Annotated in this window: 17 protein-coding genes; 7 read left to right on the top strand and 10 right to left on the bottom strand. The window is 62.6% G+C overall.

Translation table 11 applies throughout. The features are described 5' to 3' along the window. Positions 1 to 29: 29 nt before the first annotated feature. Genes feuQ through feuN form a run of 3 tightly spaced genes read right to left on the bottom strand, consistent with a single transcriptional unit; the run spans position 30 to position 2,368 of the window. Positions 30 to 1,415, bottom strand: a complete 1,386-nt coding sequence (feuQ, locus tag ACFHWW_RS15115) for a two-component system sensor histidine kinase FeuQ (RefSeq protein ID WP_100672019.1) — start codon at positions 1,413 to 1,415, stop codon at positions 30 to 32. Further along, positions 1,405 to 2,076, bottom strand: a complete 672-nt coding sequence (gene feuP / locus ACFHWW_RS15110) for a two-component system response regulator FeuP (RefSeq protein ID WP_003527364.1) — start codon at positions 2,074 to 2,076, stop codon at positions 1,405 to 1,407. The genes feuQ and feuP overlap by 11 nt, the downstream gene beginning before the upstream one ends. 40 nt (positions 2,077 to 2,116) lie before the next feature. Next, on the bottom strand, positions 2,117 to 2,368 hold the full coding sequence (feuN, locus tag ACFHWW_RS15105) for a two-component system FeuPQ modulator FeuN (RefSeq protein ID WP_003527365.1): 252 nt from the start codon (positions 2,366 to 2,368) through the stop codon (positions 2,117 to 2,119). A gap of 344 nt (positions 2,369 to 2,712) precedes the next feature. Between feuN and ACFHWW_RS15100 the strand changes: the two genes are divergently transcribed. Next, positions 2,713 to 2,853, top strand: a complete 141-nt coding sequence (locus ACFHWW_RS15100; RefSeq protein ID WP_003527368.1) for a hypothetical protein — start codon at positions 2,713 to 2,715, stop codon at positions 2,851 to 2,853. Positions 2,854 to 2,919: 66 nt separating this feature from the next. Continuing rightward, the gene (locus ACFHWW_RS15095) at positions 2,920 to 3,255 is read left to right on the top strand and encodes an MmcQ/YjbR family DNA-binding protein (RefSeq protein WP_018094552.1); all 336 of its coding nucleotides are present in this window, start codon (positions 2,920 to 2,922) and stop codon (positions 3,253 to 3,255) included. A gap of 43 nt (positions 3,256 to 3,298) precedes the next feature. Here ACFHWW_RS15095 and ACFHWW_RS15090 read toward each other — a convergent pair whose 3' ends face one another. Beyond that, positions 3,299 to 3,766, bottom strand: a complete 468-nt coding sequence (locus ACFHWW_RS15090) for a YcgN family cysteine cluster protein (RefSeq protein ID WP_003527370.1) — start codon at positions 3,764 to 3,766, stop codon at positions 3,299 to 3,301. Between the two features lie 120 nt (positions 3,767 to 3,886). Between ACFHWW_RS15090 and ACFHWW_RS15085 the strand changes: the two genes are divergently transcribed. From ACFHWW_RS15085 to ACFHWW_RS15075, 3 genes are all read left to right on the top strand, one after another. Beyond that, complete coding sequence (locus ACFHWW_RS15085; RefSeq protein ID WP_100672016.1) at positions 3,887 to 6,121, top strand: transglycosylase domain-containing protein; 2,235 nt, start codon at positions 3,887 to 3,889, stop codon at positions 6,119 to 6,121. A 97-nt stretch (positions 6,122 to 6,218) separates the two neighbouring features. Then, positions 6,219 to 6,806, top strand: a complete 588-nt coding sequence (locus ACFHWW_RS15080) for a DUF1214 domain-containing protein (protein ID WP_100672015.1) — start codon at positions 6,219 to 6,221, stop codon at positions 6,804 to 6,806. Next, positions 6,799 to 7,344 (top strand): membrane protein, encoded by a 546-nt coding sequence (locus ACFHWW_RS15075; protein WP_018094549.1) that lies wholly within the window; start codon positions 6,799 to 6,801, stop codon positions 7,342 to 7,344. Before ACFHWW_RS15080 ends, ACFHWW_RS15075 begins: the two co-directional genes overlap by 8 nt. Positions 7,345 to 7,452: 108 nt before the next feature. On the opposite strand, the gene ACFHWW_RS15070 is transcribed toward ACFHWW_RS15075, so the two are convergent. From ACFHWW_RS15070 to ACFHWW_RS15060, 3 genes are all read right to left on the bottom strand, one after another. Further along, entirely contained in the window at positions 7,453 to 7,623 is a 171-nt protein-coding gene (locus ACFHWW_RS15070) for a hypothetical protein (protein ID WP_013844138.1), read from the bottom strand. 287 nt (positions 7,624 to 7,910) lie between these two features. Beyond that, positions 7,911 to 8,195, bottom strand: coding sequence for a hypothetical protein (locus ACFHWW_RS15065; protein ID WP_018094548.1), 285 nt, complete (start codon positions 8,193 to 8,195; stop codon positions 7,911 to 7,913). A gap of 156 nt (positions 8,196 to 8,351) precedes the next feature. Next, complete coding sequence (locus ACFHWW_RS15060) at positions 8,352 to 9,002, bottom strand: SH3 domain-containing protein (RefSeq protein ID WP_379938990.1); 651 nt, start codon at positions 9,000 to 9,002, stop codon at positions 8,352 to 8,354. A gap of 242 nt (positions 9,003 to 9,244) precedes the next feature. Here ACFHWW_RS15060 and ACFHWW_RS15055 point away from each other — a divergent pair, with 242 nt between their 5' ends. Continuing rightward, complete coding sequence (locus ACFHWW_RS15055; RefSeq protein WP_379938988.1) at positions 9,245 to 10,300, top strand: DUF2336 domain-containing protein; 1,056 nt, start codon at positions 9,245 to 9,247, stop codon at positions 10,298 to 10,300. A 287-nt stretch (positions 10,301 to 10,587) separates the two neighbouring features. Here the strand turns inward: ACFHWW_RS15055 and ACFHWW_RS15050 are convergent, their stop codons facing one another. The 3 genes from ACFHWW_RS15050 to ACFHWW_RS15040 form a co-directional block, all read right to left on the bottom strand. After that, positions 10,588 to 10,923, bottom strand: a complete 336-nt coding sequence (locus ACFHWW_RS15050) for a DUF1491 family protein (protein ID WP_275596577.1) — start codon at positions 10,921 to 10,923, stop codon at positions 10,588 to 10,590. A gap of 86 nt (positions 10,924 to 11,009) precedes the next feature. Then, positions 11,010 to 11,963, bottom strand: a complete 954-nt coding sequence (locus ACFHWW_RS15045; RefSeq protein ID WP_379938986.1) for a peptidoglycan-binding protein — start codon at positions 11,961 to 11,963, stop codon at positions 11,010 to 11,012. After that, entirely contained in the window at positions 11,935 to 13,512 is a 1,578-nt protein-coding gene (locus ACFHWW_RS15040; protein WP_379939043.1) for a sensor histidine kinase, read from the bottom strand. The genes ACFHWW_RS15045 and ACFHWW_RS15040 overlap by 29 nt, the downstream gene beginning before the upstream one ends. A 515-nt stretch (positions 13,513 to 14,027) precedes the next feature. Between ACFHWW_RS15040 and ACFHWW_RS15035 the strand changes: the two genes are divergently transcribed. Continuing rightward, positions 14,028 to 14,465, top strand: coding sequence for a DUF5330 domain-containing protein (locus tag ACFHWW_RS15035; RefSeq protein WP_275596579.1), 438 nt, complete (start codon positions 14,028 to 14,030; stop codon positions 14,463 to 14,465). Positions 14,466 to 14,630: the final 165 nt, after the last annotated feature.

Raw genomic sequence — 14,630 nt, 5'->3', positions numbered from 1 at the left:
GTCCCGCATCAGTCGTTTCCGACCGGCGCTCAGACCGCGGCCGGCAGTACGAGCGTGGCGCGCAACCCTCCCACATCGCGACGGCTGAGCTCCACGCTTCCCTGATATTCACCCACGATCTCGCTTACGATCGAAAGACCGAGCCCGGTTCCGGGCTTGCTCTCGTCGAGCCGCTTGCCGCGTTTCATCGCCACCGCGATCTGATCGGGGTCGAGCCCCGGTCCGTCGTCGTCGATCTGGAGCACGATCCACTGGCGGCCCGGCTCCCTTTCGCGCGCATCTTCGGGGGCCGGCTCAACATTCAGCGAAATCCTATCATGCGCGTAACGGGCGGCGTTTTCCAGCAAGTTGCCGACCGTTTCCTCGACGTCCTGCTGTTCCATCGCCAGCACCAGTCCGGGCGGATTGATGGAGAGGCTGAATTGCTTGTCCGGGTTGAGCCGCCGCATCACCCGCATGATTCTTTCCAGTGCCGGCTGGGCTTCGGTCCGCGCCAGAATCGACCCGCGCTGGGCGGCAATCCTGGCGCGGCTGAGATAGGACTGCACCTGTGTCTGCATGGCGTCCGCCTGGGCCCTGACCAGCTCGCCGTGCGGCACCTCCAGCACTCTCGCCTCGTTGAGCAGCACGGCGATCGGCGTCTTGAGCGAGTGGGCCAGATTGCCGACCTGCATGCGCGCGCGTTCGACGATACGCCGATTGCTGTCGATCAGCGCGTTCACCTCGTTGGCAAGGGGTTGGATCTCCCGCGGGAACGCGCCATCCAGCCGTTCGCTCTCCCCCGTGCGGATCTTTTCGAGCGAGCGGCGTACCTGATCGAGCGGCTTCAGGCCGAACAGGATCGTGAGCGCGTTAACGCCAAGGCCGCCGAGACCGAAAATGGACAGGGCGATCGTGAGGTTGCGCGTGAAGCGATCTATGTCGGCCTCGAGGACATCGCGATTGCCGGCGACGCGGAAGCGGGCGGCGTGGCCCTGAATGTCGAGAACGACCTCGGTTTCGGCCACCTCCACCGCGTTTCCGAACGGATCCGTGGTGGTGTAGAACCGCTCGTAGCGGATATCGAAGGGGACCTCGTCGACGCTGACGATCGGCAGTTTCGCCGTGCCGAGCGAAGTCGATATCAGCGGCGGCGTGTCGAATTCGCCGATCGGCTCGACGATCCAATACCAGCCCGTCTGCGGCTGGGAAAAGCGCAGGTCGCCAAGCTGCGGGCTACCGGAGAGCGCGGCCTTCTCGTCGACAGAGATGGAGTTGATGACGTTGTAGAGCTGCGCCCGCAGCAGGTCCTGAAAGCCGCGCTCGGAGCCCTGCCGATAAAGGGCGGAGATGACGACCCCGATCACCACGAGGGCAACGACGGCCCAGACGGTCGAAACCGCCAAAACGCGCGCCGTGAGCGATCTAATGGCCATTGCCGGGTGCTTGCATGCGATATCCGAGGCCGCGCACCGTTTCGATCAGATCATTGCCGATCTTCTTGCGGAGCCGGCCGATGAAAACCTCGATCGTGTTGGAATCGCGATCGAAGTCCTGATCATACATGTGTTCGACCAGCTCGGTGCGGGAAACCACCTGTCCCATATGATGCATGAGGTAGGAAAGCAGGCGGAACTCGTGCGATGTGAGCTTCAGCGCCACGCCTGCGACAGTCGCCTTGGAGCCCTTGGTGTCGAGACGGACGGGGCCGCAGACGATCTCGGAGCTTGCGTGCCCGGCGGCCCGCCGGATCAAAGCACGGATGCGGGCCAGCACCTCCTCTACGTGGAAAGGCTTCGCCACGTAATCGTCCGCGCCGGCATCGATGCCTGCGACCTTGTCGCTCCATCGATCGCGGGCCGTCAGGATCAGCACCGGCATGGTCTTGCCGTCTGCGCGCCACTTCTCGAGAACGGTGATGCCGTCCATCTCCGGAAGGCCTATATCGAGAATCACCGCATCATAGGGCTCCGCATCGCCCAGATAGTGGCCCTCTTCGCCGTCATAAGCCTGGTCGACGACATAACCGGCCTCCTTGAGAGCGTCGGCCAGCTGCCTGTTCAGATTGGTATCGTCCTCGACGATCAGAATGCGCATTCTCGTCCACTTCCCTTGCCTTCGGGTACCCCGAAAAAGCTTACATAGGCACTTTCACCGTGACTTTCTTGGGGCGCCCTCCGTTGCCCGGGATGAGCACCGTCACCACGCACTGCCCATCGCCGGTCGGCTGGGCAGAAAGCAGCTCGCCACCCGTCTGGGCAACCACCTGCGCGGCGGCCGCGCTGCAATCGCCAGCCACGCGGACGACAACCGCAGGCATGTTGACGGCAGGCGGAGAAAAGCCTGCGAGGCCTGCGGCGAGCGCGGCTATGGTCAATGCTGAAGACATGAACGCACTTTCGACTTGGGAAGCACTATGCCGGAATCATTAACCGATACAGGCTGAATGGCAAATGAATGTCGGCCTTGTGGCTCCGCGGACTCGCGTCCGGCGGTTGTCTGATCTCTGATACGGGAATCGACCGTAGATTGCAGAAGTTGGGCGAACAAGTTTTTGGGACAGCTCGGCGCGGGCATCAACGAGACTGCTGCCACCTTTCTGTGGATCGGCTGGGAAATTAATCGATTTAAATTTTTTTCAATCGTTTAAATGCTTTAAACCGCTGATTTACAAAGTCTTTATCCTGTGGAATCGTCCGCCCAGTCCAACAGTCTCGCCCAAAGGAGGTCCGGATGAAGACACTCGCGAACAAGCCACCGGTATCACCGCAATCCAGAATCCCGCAATCGCTGCTCGAGCGGTTCGAGAACGAGTGGCGCGAAATGCGCACGGTCGGCGAGGCTGCACAGAAGACCGTTCCTCCCGCAGAGTGAATTGCCCCGGCGGCCCCGGAGCCGCCGGATTTTTGCCAATCGGCAATTCCGTGCTACTCTCCTTCCATGCTGTCCGAAGAAATCGAAAAGCTGGCCCTGAGCCTTCCGGGAACCCAGGAAAATGCCCATTTCGGTGCACGGGATTTCCGTGTGGGCAACCGGATTTTCATGACCCTGCCGGAAGCCGGTCGCGCCGTATTCAAGTTCACGCCGGACCAGCAGCGAATGCTTCTGGAAATGGAGCCCGGCGTCTGCGCCGCCGTTCCCGGCGGCTGGGGCGCACGCGGCTGGACATCCTTCTATTTCGTCGGTGCCGACGACGAACTCGTTCGCCAGTCCATGGAAACCGCATGGCGCAATGTCGCGCCGAGAAGCCTCGTCAGCAAAAACGGCCGTCACTGACGGCGACGGTCCGCGAAGTCGCTGCAGCACTCTGAGGCGTGCCCTAATCGGCCGGTTCCCTGCCGACCTCCAGTGGCCAGGTCACGAGATAATCTTCATAATCTTCGATGTCGATGCCGTCCTCGGCGACGGTGCGTCCGCGCACGGATATGCCGGCCGCATGCACGGTCTCCGGATCGCCGGAGACGAGCGGGTGCCACCAGTAGAGATCCCTGCCTTCGGCAACCAGACGGTAACCGCAGGTCGGCGGCAGCCAGCTGATTTCGCGCACCGCTTTCGGCGTCAACTGAATGCAGTCCGGGACGGTTGCCTGGCGATTGTCATAGTCCTTGCAGCGACAGCTTTCGCCATCCAGCAGGGTGCAGCGGATCGAAGTCCAGGCGATCTCGGAACTGTCCCAATCCTCGAGCTTGTTGAGACAACAGAGCCCGCAACCATCGCAGAGGCTCTCCCACTCCGCGCCGGTCATCTCCTCGAGACCTTTCGTCTTCCAGAAAGGCATTTCGCCCATAAAGTCACACTTTCGTAAAATCCGAGCCAACTTTGAAACTTCGCAGAAAATTGCCGGTTTTTTAAGGCGGGTTGCGCGATATGCAAGTAGATTGGATTGCCGCCCCGTGCAAATATCGTCATGAGGCAGAACCTTCGGGACATGAAAGCCGTGCAGGAACCGAGGAAAGAGGACAACCGGCCGAAAAGGCGACACATCTTTCTTCGGATCGATTCCTGGATCGATTCGACCGTATGGAGTGCAGGATTCCGGCTCGGCGAGTGGTGGGAGGACACCACCATCTTCTTCCGCCGTTTTCGCGTGCGCGGCTGGAAAAGAGCGTTCTTCGAAGTGCTCGGCGAGGGAATGACCCTCGGCGCGGCGGGCTCGGTGCTGATGTTGGCGCTCGCCCTTCCCGCTTTCGAGGAAACCAAGGGCAACTGGCGGGCGCAAAGCGATTTCGCAGTCACCTTTCTTGACCGTTACGGCAACGAGATCGGCCACCGGGGCATCATCCACGAGGACTCCGTCCCGATCGACGAGCTGCCGGATCACCTCATAAAGGCGGTCCTCGCCACGGAAGACAGGCGCTTCTTCGACCATTGGGGCATAGATTTTCTCGGGCTCGCACGCGCCATGACCGAGAACGCTCGCGCCGGCGGGGTCGTTCAAGGCGGCTCGACACTGACGCAGCAACTGGCCAAGAACCTTTTCCTCTCGAACGAGAGGACGATCGAGCGCAAGATCAAGGAAGCCTTTCTTGCCGTCTGGCTCGAATCCAACCTGTCGAAGAAAGAAATCCTCCGCCTCTATCTCGACCGCGCCTATATGGGCGGCGGCACCTTCGGCGCGGCAGCGGCGGCGCAGTTCTATTTCGGCAAGGCGATTACCGACGTCAATCTTGCCGAGTCGGCGATGCTCGCCGGTCTCTTCAAGGCGCCGGCGCGCTATGCCCCCCATGTGAACCTGCCGGCGGCGCGTGCCCGCGCCAACGAGGTCCTGAGCAATCTCGTACAGGGTGGGCTGATGACGGAAGGACAGGTGATCGCCGCCCGCCTGACCCCAGCCTCGGTGGTCGATCGTGCTCAGGTCAAGGCACCGGATTTCTTCCTCGACTGGGCCTTCGAAGAGGTCCAGCGCATTGCCGCTCCCTTCGCGCAGCATTCGCTGATCGTGCGCACGACGATCGACATGGGGCTGCAGCAAGCAGCCGAGGAAGCGGTCGAATCGGGCCTCAGGCAATATGGCGAGAGCTACAAGGTCAAGCAGGGCGCTCTCGTCATGGTCGAGCATGGCGGCGCGGTGCGGGCGATGGTGGGCGGCCGCGACTACGGCGAAAGCCAATTCAACCGCGCCACGCGCGCGCTGCGCCAGCCGGGGTCGTCCTTCAAGGTCTATACCTACGCTGCCGCGATGGAAAAGGGCATGACACCGGAAACCATCGTGGTGGACGCGCCAATCACCTGGCGCGGCTGGTCGCCGCAGAACTACGGCCGCAAATATGCCGGCCGGGTAACGATGATGAACGCGCTCGCGAGATCGATCAACACTATTCCGGTCCGCCTCGCCAAGGACAAGCTCGGTACCGAAATCATTGCCGAGACCGCCAGGAGAATGGGCGTCGAGACCCCGGTTCGGACCGACAAGACCATGCCGCTCGGCACCTCCGAAGTGACCGTGCTCGATCAGGCGACGGCCTATGCGGTCTTTCCGGCGGGCGGGTTCCAGTCGCAACGCCACGGCATCAGCCAGATTCTCAACTATGACGGCGACATTCTCTACGACTTCGGGCGCGACGCGCCGCCGCCACGCAGGGTTCTGAGCGAACAGGCGGTCTCGTCGATGAACCGCATCCTGACGCAGATTCCGGTCATCGGGACGGCGCGGCGCGCAGCCCTCGACAACGGGATCGTCACCGGCGGCAAGACCGGAACGACACAGGCTTATCGCGACGCATGGTTCGTCGGCTTCACCGGCGACTACACCACGGCCGTCTGGTTCGGCAATGACGACTATACCTCCACCGATGAAATGACCGGCGGATCTCTCCCGGCGATGACCTTCAAGCGGCTGATGGACTATGCCGAACAGGGGATCGAGCACCGCGCGATTCCCGGCATCGAAATCGCACCCGCCAAACCGGCGAAGGAGCGGGTCGCCGAAACTGCGAAGCCGGACGAGAACGCCCTGCCGCCGCTCGTGCGGCCGCGGTCATTATCCGCCGACGTAACCCGGCTCTTGAAAAAGATCGGCGACACATTCGAGAAAGCGCAACCGCTCAAGGCGCGCGAAAGGCCCGGCGGCAAGGTTGCCGTGCTCGAGCCGACGGATCGCGGCGTGAACATACGGACCATGCCCGGCACGACAAACAATTGACTTGGCAGTCAGAAATCCGTTCTCTGGCGAACAGGCCGAGCGGCGCCCCTACGAGCGCCGACAGGGTAAACGACGCAACATTCGATAGAGCCGCCACTTGTTTCGAGTTCCCCTCCTTGTCGCTCTTGCCCTCATCGTCGCGTTCGGCGGCGGAATCGGGACGGCCGTATGGGCGCTGAAGGCGACCGTCGGTTTCGGCTCGATCGCGATCGGTCCCTGGATCGCTTTTCCCGAAGCGCAGACCGTCTCCGCCGATCCCTATGCCAAGGCGCACCGCGCCCGGGCAGGCGAATTGCTCTATGGCGGCGCCGAGGGACTGGCCTTTACCGCGCTCACGGACGATACCGGTGCGCGCCTCTCGGCCGCCTGCTCCTATGACATTTCGGGTATGACACCGCCGGCGCGGTTCTGGACCCTTTATGCGGCGGCGGCGGACGGGACCGCGCTGTTGCCGGGGCCGGACCTGCCCTCCGCAATCAATTCCTGGACCGTCCTGCGCGCCGAGGACAGCCGCTTCGTCATCCACGTTTCCCCGGTTGCCCAGCCCGACAACTGGCTGGCGATACCCCGGACGGGCAGCTTCGCGCTCGTGCTGACCCTTCTGGACACGCCGACGGCAGGGTCCTCCGGCTTGATCGACCTCGCAATGCCGAAGATCGCAAAAACCGGGTGCGGGCATGCGTAGCATCATCTTCGCCATTCTCGTCGGTCTCGTCGGAGCGGCGCTTCTTCATATCGTGATCGTGCTCGCCCTGCCCCAGTTCACCGGCCGCGATGCCTATACGCGCGTGCTCGGCCTGCTCGAAATGGACAGCTTCTTTCCGCTGACCGCCGAACCGGGGCCGACAGGCCTGAACAACGCCGACCCCTTCCTGCGTACGGCCGTCTGCAGCTTCTCGGTGGCGGACGCTCCGGCTCGCTTCGTCGGGCGCGGCGACGTGCCCTTCTGGTCGCTTGCGATCTTCGACAGCGGGTCGAACGAGGTCTTCAGCATGAACGACCAGACAGCCGTCCATGGCGATCTCGACCTCGTGGTCGCCACACCGATCCAGCTCGTCGAGCTGCGCAAGTCGCCGCCCGAAGCGCTGGCGCAATCGATCATGATCGAGATGAAGGACGAGGAAGGTTACGCAGTTCTTCGAGCCCTGGCACCTCTCGACAGCTTCGAGGACCTGGTCCGCACATTCCTTGCGGAGTCGAGGTGCGAGCCCTTCCAGCGGTAGAGGCGAAGGTAACGGCGATTTGGGGGAAACTGAAATCGAAGTGGTCGAAGTCGGGCGGCGAACGGGCGCACCGCCCGGGCGGGCGCTGCCGGCGCTTTGCCCGCGGGTTTACTGCTTCTTGGCCTGGCGGCCAGCCGGGGCAGTTGGCTGCGGTCCGCGGCCGTCCAGCCTCTCGTAACGGATTCCTGTGAAGAACAACACCTTGGCGCCGCCCTTCCCGACAGGACGCCGTCGAGGGCGTTTGACGATCCGGTCCTGCATTCTGATTACGTCTGCCATGCTCGTCTCCATAGTCTCACGAGACGGATGAACTACCGTACAGATTTCACCCTGCCCGTTTTCGGGCTGACGCATTTTCCGGTGCCCGGACAGACGCGCCCTTCTCAGTCACTCCTTCTTCCGGTCACCCGGATGTCGTCCGTTTCGGCATAAGAGGCGAGGCGATAATAGCCGCCTTGTGCCGATTGAGCCACAGCCTGGTTAACCGTTTGTTAATCCAGACCATGACGCATTAACCTCGCGCAATCCTCAATCCTGGGGGATTTGCAAATCCGGCAATCCGTCCGTCAGCGCCTTGCAATCAAACCGAAAAGGAAAGCTACACCCGCGACCGTCAGCAATGTCGAAATCGGTTCTTCCCGAACGCGCTCCCGGACGCGCTGCGTCATCAGTTCCGCTTCCCCTTGCACGACCGCCTTGGCTCCGGTGCCAATGGCCGAGACGGTCTCCGTCAGCCGGGCGATCTCTGCCTTCAGTTCCTGGACCTGGGATTCCAATTCGGCCTGTGCGCCGGACGCCCGCGTTTGGGCACCCGTCTCTGCACCGACTGCCGCCAGATTCTTCTCCGCCATCTCTCCGCTCCTTGCCATTCTGGTATCACCCTTTGCGCGATTTCAACGCGTCGAGGCCGGATTGGTTCCCATCAGGACGACGCAAGAACCAGCGGCTCAAGGAAGGGCGGCGACGATCGCCGCCCACCCTGGAGTGAAGCGGCCGAATCGCCGCGCCTACTCTTCGCAGCGGAAATCGCCGCCGTCGCATTCCGCGATCGTCCTCTGCCCGTGGTAACGGCGCTCGCGGCGCGACTGTTCCCGTTCAGCGCCCTCGATCCCCCGCCGCCAGCGGTCATCGTCACGGCCGCGCTCCGATTCCCATTCGCGCCGCTCCCTTTCCCGGTCACGCTCCCAGTCTCGGCGTTCCCGCACCTGGCGGCGATCCCATTCCGACCGGTCGCGTTCACGCTCCCGATCCCAATCGCGGTCATGCCTCCAGCGGTCGCGATGGCGATAGAATTCACGGCCGCGGTAGTTCCGATCCCAATAGCTGTCGAACTCGAAGACGACCGTCGGAATGCCCAGCGGACGGTAGTATTCCGGCTCCACATAGACCCGGCTGCTGCGATAGGCGGCCTGCACGTATCGGCCTGCCACCCATCCCCGCCCGCCATAGAAGGAAACGTCGCACCAGGGGCTTTCCGACAGGCAGCCGTGAATTTCCACCGATTCGCCGACCGGAATGACCGTTACAGCCGGATAATATGTACTCGGTCCCGAGCGCATATTGACATTGGCAGTGGCAAAACCTTCGGCCGCCGATGCGGCCGCGGGCATGAGCAGCAGCGCAAAGGCAGCCGCTGCCCGCAAGAATATTTTCTTCACAAATCAACTCCCACATGAGAGGCCGCAGCCCGACTCGCTTCCGGCGTTTGCCGTCAATCGGATCAAATAGGAGCGCTTGTGGACTTTTTATGGCTGAGGAAAGCGGCCTCCGCTGCCGGGGTGGCTCGTCACCAGAATGACGCAAGCCTGAATAAAGCCCCAACGTCCATAGTTAATGCTGCGCTAACGATTTCGATCTAGTTTTAGACACGTGTGTCGTTCCGAGCCATCGGAATGCCGTCATGCTTTGCGTTTTAGGATATGTCGTGACAAACCGGTTTCGTGAGTTGGAACGGCCGCAGACGGGGCGGTTGAAGGACGTCGTGCTGATGGCGACCGTCACCGGCTTCGAGAGCCTTCGGATTCCAAGCAGGTCCGACATGAAGCAGTTTGCCGAGCTGTTCGAGCCGCTCTTCCTCGGCTCCAGCAACGAGGCCCGCCGACAGGCGGCGGCGGCACTATCCCAATGCCCGCACGTGCCGGAGCCGGTGGCCCTGCTGATCGGCAGCATGCCCATTTCGATCGCCGCCGCCTTCCTCGCCGGTGCGACAGCGATTTCCGACGGCGTGCTCATTTCCATCATTCGCCAGCAAGGGCCGGGCCATGCGAACGCCATTGCCCGTCGGGAGAGCCTTTCGCCTTCGGTGATCGACGCGCTCGTCGAGCATCATCAGTCCGCTCCCCTCCCCGCACGTCTTCACGACGGCGCCAGTCGCCCGGCGGCGAGCGATCCGCAGCCGGCTGCCGCAGCCGCCGATCGCGAAGAAAAGCTGCGCGCGGAAATCAAGGCGCTGGCGCGCGTCGGATCACAGGAGAAGAACGGCACCTCGTCGATCCAACCCGTCAGCGAGCTGCATTGCGCGCTGCTAGTCCGTTTTGCGCGCAATGGCGAAGCGACCCTCTTCTCCACGGCCCTGGCAGACGCGCTCGGAGCAAGCCGCGCACTCGCCGGCCGGATATTGCTCGATGTTTCCGGCCAGCAACTCGCCGCGACGCTTGCAGCTCTCGCCTTCCCGGCGGACGAGGAAAGCCGCGTGCTCGAGGCGCTCTATCCCCATCTTTCCGAAAGAATCGGCGGCGGCAACCGCGCCGAAGCGCTGATCGGAAGTCTCGACCGGCAGGCGAGCGGCGAACGGGTGGCGTCCTGGGTTCGCGCCGATGCAAACGGGGCGAAGCCAGGACGGCATGAGAGCCTGCTTGCGGATAATCGAGCCGCGGACCCGCGCCGGCACGACGCGCAACCGATTGCGCGTCAAAGCAAGGCCGTCCAACCAAAGCGAGGCTTCGGCCAGTTCTAGATCCGTTGATCGTAGCCGATCAAAGGACAACGACATCCAGCAGCTCAAATTGCTACAGCGACGTTTGCGCGTCTCATAAGGCGCGCAGCGCTGTAGGAAACTTTTCGGAGGACTGCAATCTCTCCTCAGCCTCATCCCTATGCTCGTCACAGGGGCCCAGCAGCGCCGCGTCTGCGGCGCGGGAAGAGTTCTTCAGCCCAAGGACTTGGGCTGGCTGGATTCCTGTGACGAGCACAGGAATGAGGAGATCGAGCAAACCGCGGCGGGTATCCCGAATCTCGAAAGCCTTAAACCAGATCGAACAGATCGCTGCAGTCGTCGAGTTCCAACTCTACAATCCAGCAGTCCGGGTCGAAGCGGATTTCCGAGGAAAGCGCCCGTTCGACGGCGTCGGCCTCGGCGCCACGCAATCGCACCTCGAAGCGGCGCGACGTATCTCCTTCCCCATCGAAGAAATTCTGCGGCGCCGGCGCATAAAGCGTCTCGTAGCCCGATCGTCCGCGCTGCCGGATGAAGATCGCGCCGGCGTCCTCCGCTCCCTTGCGCAGCACAGCCGCATACCCGCCGCGTCCAAAGGCGTTCCGCAAAAGCGAGGAGACGAAAATGTGGGACTTCAGGCGCATGCACAGCTGATACACGCGCGACCGGCGAGATGCAAACGGAGCGGTCGACCGGCAGTGGTGCGCAACTGATCCTCTTGCTCTGGCCGTCAGAGCGCTCCGATTTCCTTAAGCTTCTTGAGAACCTTGGGGTTGGGCTCTCCGGTCTGAGGAAGACGATAGTGTTTTTCGAAATGGCGGATGGCGGCGCGCGTCTGATCGCCGGCAACGCCATCGACGACGACATCCGCATAGGCGAGATTGCTCAGCCCCTTCTGGATGTTCATCACCATTTCGCTCGACACGGGAACCTCCGTGCGGGAGCCGAGCGCGTTCTCCTTCTCGGCGCTGCGGATGGCAGCGGCGACCGGATCTGCCTCGGCCGGAACAGTCTTCGGGTCGGCATAGGGCCGGTTGGCGGGCGTCGCAACTGCCGGCGGGGAGCCGCCGGCGTTGCGCAGTGCCCGAAGCAGATCGTCACTCGGCGCACCCGTCTCCATACGGCCGGCTTGCTTTTCGAAGCGGAGGATCGCCGCCGAGGTCTTCGGACCGCTTCGGCCGTCCGGCGCTCCTTCGTAAAAGCCGAGCCTTGCCAGTTCCTTCTGGATGTCCGCAACCAGCGTCGAGACCGTGCTGCCGGGCGCATCCGGTGAGTCCTGCGCCGGAAGCGACGCCTGCCGTTCGTTGGGCCCGTCCGTTGCCGCATCGCCGGCTTTCGCGTTCCCCTCCCGCTCTATGACGAAGGTGGTAACATCGCGCTGCTCGACCGGCTCGCCTTTGGCAGCCGCAAGGCGTTCGGCCACTTCGGGACTGACGAGGGGCACGCGGGTACGCAGAAGCGGCGAGGGATGAGTACCGTTCTGGTACCACATGGCGTTTGCGGCGACGAAACTGAAGACGACGGCAAAGATCGCCGACCCGCCGGCGCTCACCGGATGGCGGGAAATCAGGCGACCGGTGAGCACCAGACCACGGCCGACGACGGCGAGTCCGCGCAAGGCCAGACCCGCTCCGCGCCGCGCCGCCCGCTTGCGCTCAGGCTGTTTTCGCTTGCGCGGCGCCATGTCCCCCTTCCCTGTCAATTTCTCCGGTGTGGAAAGCCTCGGAGAGCGCCGGCACTCCGGTTTCGCTCTTTCCGTCTGCGTGCTGCTTCAATCGCGGCGGAAACTCCACTGTGACGGGCGCATTCGCGCACTCCCTTTCTGCCGCGCCTGCGGCATCGCTGGGAATGGTTACGACGATAACGGTACCCTCCCCCTCGGCGCTGCGGATCGCAAAATCGCCGCCATGCAGTTCGGCAAGTCCCTTGACCAGCGAGAGGCCGAGTCCGGTACCCTCGTAGCGGCGGGTATAGTCATTCTGAATCTGGACGAAAGGTTGGCCGAGCATTTGCAGCTTGTCCGCAGCGATCCCGATCCCGGTGTCGCTGACCGTCAGCTTCAGCATGTTGCCTTCAAGTGCGGCATCCACCGTGACAAGCCCGCCGCGGTCGGTAAACTTGATGGCGTTGCCGATGAGATTGATGAGGATTTGCTGGAAGGCGCGCTGGTCCGCATTGATCTCGCCGACGGAACGGGTGACGCGGCTCGTCAGCCGCACGCCTTTTTCGCGCGCCTGGTGCGACAGCATGGCCTCGCAGGCGGCGATCGCCTCGGCGACACGGAACGGTTCGAGGAGAAGCTCGTAACGGCCTGCTTCGATCTTGCTGATATCGAGCATCGTGTTGACGACCGAGAGAAGATGCGTGCCGGATTGATGGATCAGCGACACGTATTCGCGCTGGCGATCGTTTTCGAGCTTGCCGAAATATTCGCCTGCAAGCACGTCCGAAAAGCCGAGGATGGCATTGAGCGGCGTGCGCAATTCATGGCTGACGGCCGCAAGGAACCGCGTTTTGGCATCGTTGGCCGACTCGGCATGTGCTGCCTTGGCGGCCGCCTCTGCCTGCAAGCGGGCCTCTTCGGAAACATCGCGAGACTGGGCGACAATCGCAAGGAGATTTCCTTCAGCGTCTCGAATCGGCGTCATCTCGCAGTAGATATGTGCGAATTGAGCGCCATCCGCCGACGTCCGTTCGAGACGGATGTCCACGGCAGAGCGCTCGCTGTCCAGGCGCAGCGAATCAATCGCTCTCAGGAAGGCGATGCGATCCGATACATGGATCTGCTCGATGAAGCCGCGCCCATGCGGATCGCGCATCAGTTTCAGATACTCACTCGCATCGCGGCCGTGGACGGACAGGACGTGGCCCCGGGTATCGTGGACGGTCACCAAACCCGCAAAGAGATTATATGCCGCATTGAGATCGGGCAGTTCCGGTGCAGGCGCGAGTTCCACCTCGCCGGCCGCCGGGAAATCGCGGCCGCTCGCAATGGCTGCAGCCGCGGCCAGCAGGGACGCCGAGGCCCAAAGCGCCGCTCCCGCCGGCAGCGCGGCGGATACGGGCAATGCCAGGGTCAGCGCGAGCGGGACGATCGGCAGCGCGGTCAGGGATACGGCAGCGACGGCACGCAAGCGTCTGAAGTCGTGACGCGCAATTGCTGGGCCCAGGCCGCCGCGCGGCAGCCAGGGTGCGGCCGCTTCATCCACAAAGGATGTCCATCTGCCAGCCATGTCACGCAATAAACTCACGCCTTGCCCTGCCGAATTTGTCGTTCTTGCGAGGCAATTTCGGACCGTTCCGCGTCGTCGCGGACGACCGCCTCGTGATGACCCGAATCTCGCACCCCTGACTTAATGAAAGAATAAACGGCCGCTCTCCGGAGGCGTCCGGGGCGACCGAAAGTTCCCGATTTGAGGCAATCCGAGCGAGCATCGTCAGATGTGGTTAACGGTGCGTAAGCAGCGGATTTTCGTGGATTTTTCGGCTCGCGTTAACGATTTGGGCAGGCATCGCCACTATCCGGTGCCGGGAACGCGAGGCTTGAGGCCGAGACCTCAGCCACGAGCGTTAACGACGGCCGCTGAAATGCAGGGAAAAGCGTCTGCACGAATATGCTGATCCCTGAATTTCAATAAAATTTGAAGCAAATACCGTTGTTTCTGGAAAAGGGGCCTTGTGATTCCCGCGCTAGTTTCGAAGCGTAAACACCACGGCCGGAGCCGAAGGCAAAAGAGGATGGCGCAAGATGTGGTTTCTCGTAAAGGCGACGTTCTGGTTCTCGCTGGTGCTGGTGCTGCTGCCGTTTCTCGATCCGTCGAGCAGCGAGAAGCTCGAGCACGGCCCGAAGATGGAGATCGGCGGCACATTCTCTGCCGCGAACGAAGCCTTTCAATATATAAGCGCGATCTGCGTAGAGAAGCCGGACGTCTGCGAGAAGGGTGCGGAGACTTTCGTCGCCCTCGGACATCGCGCCCGCGAAGGCGCTCGCATCGCCTATGAGTTTCTCAACACCCAGTTCGCGGAAGGCGACGCCGCCGCTCCCGACGTCAAGGTCATGACCGGTACCGTCGCACCGGCAGAAAGTATCCCTTCGGCGGAAGCGACCGAGAAGGCCGAACAAGCATTCAAGCGTATGCCGGTTCCGGAACACCGCCTCGATCCCGGTCCGGCTTCCGGGAAGTAAGCCCTGCCGCGGAGAAGCAAGACTGATCGTTGGGGCGTGGCAGCGCGGGGAAACGCGATTGCCTGTTCTCTTTGCGGCCCGCCTCTCCTATATGAAGGTGAAACGATGCGCCCGCACTGCGATTGAAGCAGTTACACGCGGACTGCGCTACGCAGCGGGCGCCGA

Origin of the sequence: Sinorhizobium sp. P24N7, assembly GCF_042436655.1 — a bacterium.
GTDB classification, from domain to species: Bacteria; Pseudomonadota; Alphaproteobacteria; order Rhizobiales; family Rhizobiaceae; genus Sinorhizobium; species Sinorhizobium meliloti_A.
The sequence above is the reverse complement of the archived record's forward strand: the minus strand, read 5'-3'. Positions and strand labels throughout refer to the sequence as shown.

Coding starts and splice junctions, on each gene's coding strand:
- feuQ (WP_100672019.1), bottom strand. CDS start 1,415: ATGGCCATTAGATCGCTCACGGCGCGCGTTTTGGCGGTTTCGACCGTC.
- feuP (WP_003527364.1), bottom strand. CDS start 2,076: ATGCGCATTCTGATCGTCGAGGACGATACCAATCTGAACAGGCAGCTG.
- feuN (WP_003527365.1), bottom strand. CDS start 2,368: ATGTCTTCAGCATTGACCATAGCCGCGCTCGCCGCAGGCCTCGCAGGC.
- ACFHWW_RS15100 (WP_003527368.1), top strand. CDS start 2,713: ATGAAGACACTCGCGAACAAGCCACCGGTATCACCGCAATCCAGAATC.
- ACFHWW_RS15095 (WP_018094552.1), top strand. CDS start 2,920: ATGCTGTCCGAAGAAATCGAAAAGCTGGCCCTGAGCCTTCCGGGAACC.
- ACFHWW_RS15090 (WP_003527370.1), bottom strand. CDS start 3,766: ATGGGCGAAATGCCTTTCTGGAAGACGAAAGGTCTCGAGGAGATGACC.
- ACFHWW_RS15085 (WP_100672016.1), top strand. CDS start 3,887: ATGAGGCAGAACCTTCGGGACATGAAAGCCGTGCAGGAACCGAGGAAA.
- ACFHWW_RS15075 (WP_018094549.1), top strand. CDS start 6,799: ATGCGTAGCATCATCTTCGCCATTCTCGTCGGTCTCGTCGGAGCGGCG.
- ACFHWW_RS15070 (WP_013844138.1), bottom strand. CDS start 7,623: ATGGCAGACGTAATCAGAATGCAGGACCGGATCGTCAAACGCCCTCGA.
- ACFHWW_RS15065 (WP_018094548.1), bottom strand. CDS start 8,195: ATGGCGGAGAAGAATCTGGCGGCAGTCGGTGCAGAGACGGGTGCCCAA.
- ACFHWW_RS15055 (WP_379938988.1), top strand. CDS start 9,245: ATGCTTTGCGTTTTAGGATATGTCGTGACAAACCGGTTTCGTGAGTTG.
- ACFHWW_RS15050 (WP_275596577.1), bottom strand. CDS start 10,923: ATGCGCCTGAAGTCCCACATTTTCGTCTCCTCGCTTTTGCGGAACGCC.
- ACFHWW_RS15045 (WP_379938986.1), bottom strand. CDS start 11,963: ATGGCGCCGCGCAAGCGAAAACAGCCTGAGCGCAAGCGGGCGGCGCGG.
- ACFHWW_RS15040 (WP_379939043.1), bottom strand. CDS start 13,512: ATGGCTGGCAGATGGACATCCTTTGTGGATGAAGCGGCCGCACCCTGG.
- ACFHWW_RS15035 (WP_275596579.1), top strand. CDS start 14,028: ATGTGGTTTCTCGTAAAGGCGACGTTCTGGTTCTCGCTGGTGCTGGTG.